At 53.2% G+C, this 4101-nt stretch carries 5 protein-coding genes; all 5 read right to left on the bottom strand.

Annotated elements, in window-relative coordinates; genetic code table 11:
- Positions 1-222, bottom strand: a 222-nt coding sequence (locus tag H5U02_14385; GenBank protein MBC7343610.1) for a helix-turn-helix transcriptional regulator, incomplete at its 3' end; no start/stop codon positions are given.
- A gap of 308 nt (positions 223-530) precedes the next feature.
- A complete protein-coding gene (feoB, locus tag H5U02_14380; protein ID MBC7343609.1) occupies positions 531-2582 on the bottom strand; it encodes a ferrous iron transport protein B in 2052 nt (683 codons plus the stop codon).
- An 89-nt stretch (positions 2583-2671) separates the two neighbouring features.
- Positions 2672-2911 carry a FeoA domain-containing protein gene (locus H5U02_14375; GenBank protein ID MBC7343608.1) on the bottom strand — a complete coding sequence of 80 codons (240 nt, stop codon included), beginning with the start codon at positions 2909-2911 and terminating at the stop codon, positions 2672-2674.
- Between the two features lie 6 nt (positions 2912-2917).
- On the bottom strand, positions 2918-3643 hold the full coding sequence (locus H5U02_14370) for a metal-dependent transcriptional regulator (protein MBC7343607.1): 726 nt from the start codon (positions 3641-3643) through the stop codon (positions 2918-2920).
- 307 nt (positions 3644-3950) lie between these two features.
- The coding region (locus tag H5U02_14365) for an iron ABC transporter ATP-binding protein (protein MBC7343606.1) at positions 3951-4101 on the bottom strand (151 nt) is incomplete at its 5' end.

The raw sequence follows: 4101 nt of genomic DNA, 5'->3' as shown, positions 1-4101 counted from the left end.
AGGGCCTCGGCTACCCTGGCCGGAAGCCCCCAGGCTGGGATTGTAGCTTCCGCTTTCGAGGCGGGCTATGGCCGACTGCTTGGTGCCGACTTGCTTAGCGAGGGCGGCCTGGGACAGCCCCCGGGCCTGCCGGGCGGCAATGATGGCCCGGGCAATTTCGTCCTGTGGCCTGAGCGCTTCCACCTCCTGCCGGACCTTTCCACTTTTCCGTGCCCCAACCATAACACATATTTCTATGTGGGAGCAACAAGCAGGTACGCGCCCCTAGCGTAAGATAATCGTGGGATTTGCCATTCCTTCTATGGAAAGCTAAGGGCCTAAAATAAAAAAGTTGAGACCTCACTCCGAAGTGGGAATTGAAAGGGGTAGAATACCGCATGAGGCCGCAACTTTCAAGGATATTTTACAGTGGGTTTTAAGGATGGTGGCACAGTCCTTGGCCCTTCACCTAGGAACCCTTTTTAGTGCCATGGAGGGGCAAACGTGGCCGAGCAACCAGCGCATGACGATTTCCAGCCCGGGGCTGAGGTTCACCCCAGCCCCAGGAGCCTGCCAACCTGAAAAACCAGCGTAGCCATTACCCATCCGAGAACCAGGCTATATCCTATTGCAAATCCGGTCCACCCCCATGAATTGGTCTCCCGGCGGATTGCTGCAATTGTTGCAACGCAGGGGATGTATATCAGGGTCATCACCATAAAGGCATAGGCCGAAAGTGGCGTCCAGTGTTGCCTTATCGCGTCGCCGAGGCCGGCTTCCTCCACACCGTAGAGCGCACCCAGCGTGCCCACCACGACTTCCTTGGCGAGAATTCCAAAGAATAAGGAAGCCGCGGCCTCCCAGGTGCCGAATCCAGCGGGCTTGAATATGGGAGCGACCAGGGTCCCGAGCCGCCCGATCAGGCTCTCCCTGCTTGCATATTCGACTCCGGGCGGGAGATTCGAGAGCACCCATACCAGCAAGACCACTCCGAGGATTACGCTGCCAGCCTTACGGATAAAAGCGCTTCCCCGCTCCCACATATGGATGAGGATTCCTTTAAGCGTTGGTACCCGGTAAGGCGGGAGCTCCATAACAAATGCCGACGGTTCTCCCTTAAATACAAAGGTCTTCAGGAGTTTGCCCACTACTATAGCAAGGACTATCCCCAGGATATAGAGGGAAAAGATCACGAATCCCTGCCTTGCGGAGAAAAATGCCCCTGCGAAAAGCACATATACAGGCAGCCGGGCTGTGCATGACATGAGGGGCGTGATCAGGATCGTGATCAATCTGTCCCTCTTATTTTCCAGTGTCCGCGTGGCCATGATCCCGGGCACGTTACATCCGAAACCTATGAGAAGGGGAATAAAGGATTTTCCATGGAGCCCTAGAGCATGCATCAAGCGATCCATCACATAGGCTGCGCGAGCCATATAGCCGCTATCTTCCAAGACAGATATGGCGAAGAATAGGAGGAAAATTGGAGGGATAAACACCAGGACAGATCCCAGTCCTCCGACGATCCCATCAGATACAAGCGATATGATGAATCTTGGCGCACCTTCTGCCTCGAGGGCTCCGGCGAGCGCTCCCCCGATCCATTCGAAGATAGCCTCCACCCATCCGATCATGGGGTCGCCCAGCTTAAAGGTGAATTGAAACATTGCCCACATAGCAGCGAGGAATATGGGAATGCCGAGGTAACGATTAGTAACCACCTTATCAATCTTATCGGATATGGTGAACCGTTCTTCGGCAGTTTGGCGTCTCTTGACGGTTTCTCTGGTAAGGCCGGAAATGAACCCGTAGCGCCTATCTGTGATGATGGATTCAGCATCTTCCCCGATGACTTCTGTGAGGTGCTTTACGCTCTTGTCGGCCTGGCACAGGAGTTCCTCTATATCTGCATGTTTCAGGTTCTCTAGAAGGCGTACGTCATGCTCCAGGAGTTTGGTCGCAAGCCACCTGGGTGAATAGCGTTTCGATAAGCCTGGATGTGACGCCACGATTTTCTCAAGTTTCCCAAGTTCTTCTTCCACCTCACGGCCATAATCAACCCTTATGACTTTCCTGCTTGGGTTCCTCGCCGCGGCCAGCGCCTGAGCGAGAAGCTCTGTGATCCCTTGATTTCTGGTAGCGACGGTTGGAATCACAGGTACGCCCAGGAATTCTGATAACCTCCTGACGTCAATCTCTATGTTCCGTGCCCGGGCTTCGTCGGACATGTTCAGGGCTACTACTACATTTGCGCCCATTTCCAATAGCTGTACCGTCAAATAAAGATTTCTCTCTAGGTTGGTAGCATCGACGACATTAATCACCACATCGGATTCGCCGCCGAGAATAAAGTTTCGGGCAATAACCTCGTCCTCAGAATAGGCGCCCAGACTGTAGGTGCCTGGCAAGTCTACCACCCGAATGGTTGTTCCATCATGGACCATTCTGCCTTCCTTCTTTTCCACGGTCACGCCGGGCCAATTGCCGACACGTTGTCTTGCGCCTGTAAGATCATTGAATAGGCTTGTCTTACCTGAATTAGGGTTGCCTGCCAGCGCGACAACTATCTCCCTTTCAGCCTTTGCGGCATATGAAGCTCCCATGAACAATCTCCTCCCGTTCTTCTGTTAGGCCAGACTAACTTTTAAGCTAACAATAACCTTTTTCTGCCCATCAAGTCGGGCCTCAAGCTCTACGACAATTCCTCCACCATAACCTTGCAGGCCATCCCGTAGCCGAGAGCCAGGCGGGAATCTCCCAGAGCGACGATTAGAGGGCCTCTGTCATTTTGGATAACGCGAACAACTGCGCCCCTGGCAAAACCTAGGCCCGCAAGCCTTTTACGCAACCCTGGACCGCCTATTATTTCTTTCACTACCCCCTCACGGCCTATAGCGAGAAACGCTAAAGGCAGCACCCTGTTACTTCCCATGGCACATTATTCTGCCTCCACAAATATATCCTTGGCCTCGCTCTTTCGGAGACTCAGGTGATAGCCTCTCACGGTAATCTCCAGCGGGTCACCCAGAGGAGCCACCCCATCTACTCGCACCTCTGCACCCGGGACAACGCCCATATCGAGTATCCGGCGGCGAAGTTCTCCTTGAGAGGCAACCCTGATTACTTTGCCATTTGTTCCCGGAGAAAGCTCACTCAAAGCCCTGATTTTTGTTGAAGCCATGCGCTCTCCCTCCTTTGTATTATCCTCCTGTCGTAGTGATTCACCGGGGTTACTGGTTTCAACTCTTGACTCGAGGAACTCAACTAATCGCTCCATAGTGACAGCGCTTACTACATGTTCCATTAGGCAAGCATCCTTCTCAGCGACCTTAGGGGGCACGCCCAACACCTCGATCAAAAACGCCTTCATAACCCGGTGTCGTTTGCGAACTCTCTCAGCATGTTCCTTGCCCAACTTGGTGAGTTCGACAGGTCCATAACGCCGCTGCCGGATTAGGTTTAGACTTGCAAGCGTATTCATGGCCTGACTCACGCTGGCTTTGGCCACCTTAAGTTTGGCCGCCAGGTCCGTGACTCTGACCGTCCCTTCTTGTTCGGAAAGGTTTAGTATACACTCAAGGTAATCCTGTAAGGCTGGCGAAAGGGTGAGCGTTTCAGTAATCGAAGTCCCCTCCCTTTGAATGCAGGCAAAGTTAGGACCCACTAACTTCCTGGGTAAATAATATCATGATAGTTAGTATGGAGCAAGGCCCAATTTCGCAAAGAATCCCTCTGCGCGCCACTGTCCCATACAGCCGGAAACCCGGAGACAGGGCATCCTGGCGGTAGGCTTCCTCTATTAGCAGGAGGATCCAACCTGTCTAGATGGTGGATAACCCGAACTCGAGCTCCAGGTCGAGGTCCTCTATGTCGTAGGGGATGAGCCTGATCTTTTTAGGGCTTTATGCCAAAACGCCACTGCTGCCACTGTGAAGGAACCATGGGAGCGAATGGCCTGTCGCCAGCGGTTGTTACAGCGGCACGATTACGGGAATGTTGGCCAGCCTTTCCACGGCTACGGGAACACCGTAGACGCTGGCGATGTTTTCTGGCGTTATGATTTCCATCCCCCCACAGGCAAAAATAGTCCTGTTCTTAAGAAGCAAAAATTTATCTGCAAAC

The organism is Clostridia bacterium (assembly GCA_014360065.1).
Taxonomy (GTDB): domain Bacteria; phylum Bacillota; class DSM-521; order Neomoorellales; family JACIYF01; genus JACIYF01.
Note: the sequence above shows the minus strand (reverse complement) of the source record. Positions and strands in the feature narration are given on the sequence as shown.

Excerpts from the sequence above, each read along its gene's own strand:
- feoB (MBC7343609.1), bottom strand. The coding sequence starts at position 2,582 with ATGGGAGCTTCATATGCCGCAAAGGCTGAAAGGGAGATAGTTGTCGCG.
- H5U02_14375 (MBC7343608.1), bottom strand. The coding sequence starts at position 2,911 with ATGGGAAGTAACAGGGTGCTGCCTTTAGCGTTTCTCGCTATAGGCCGT.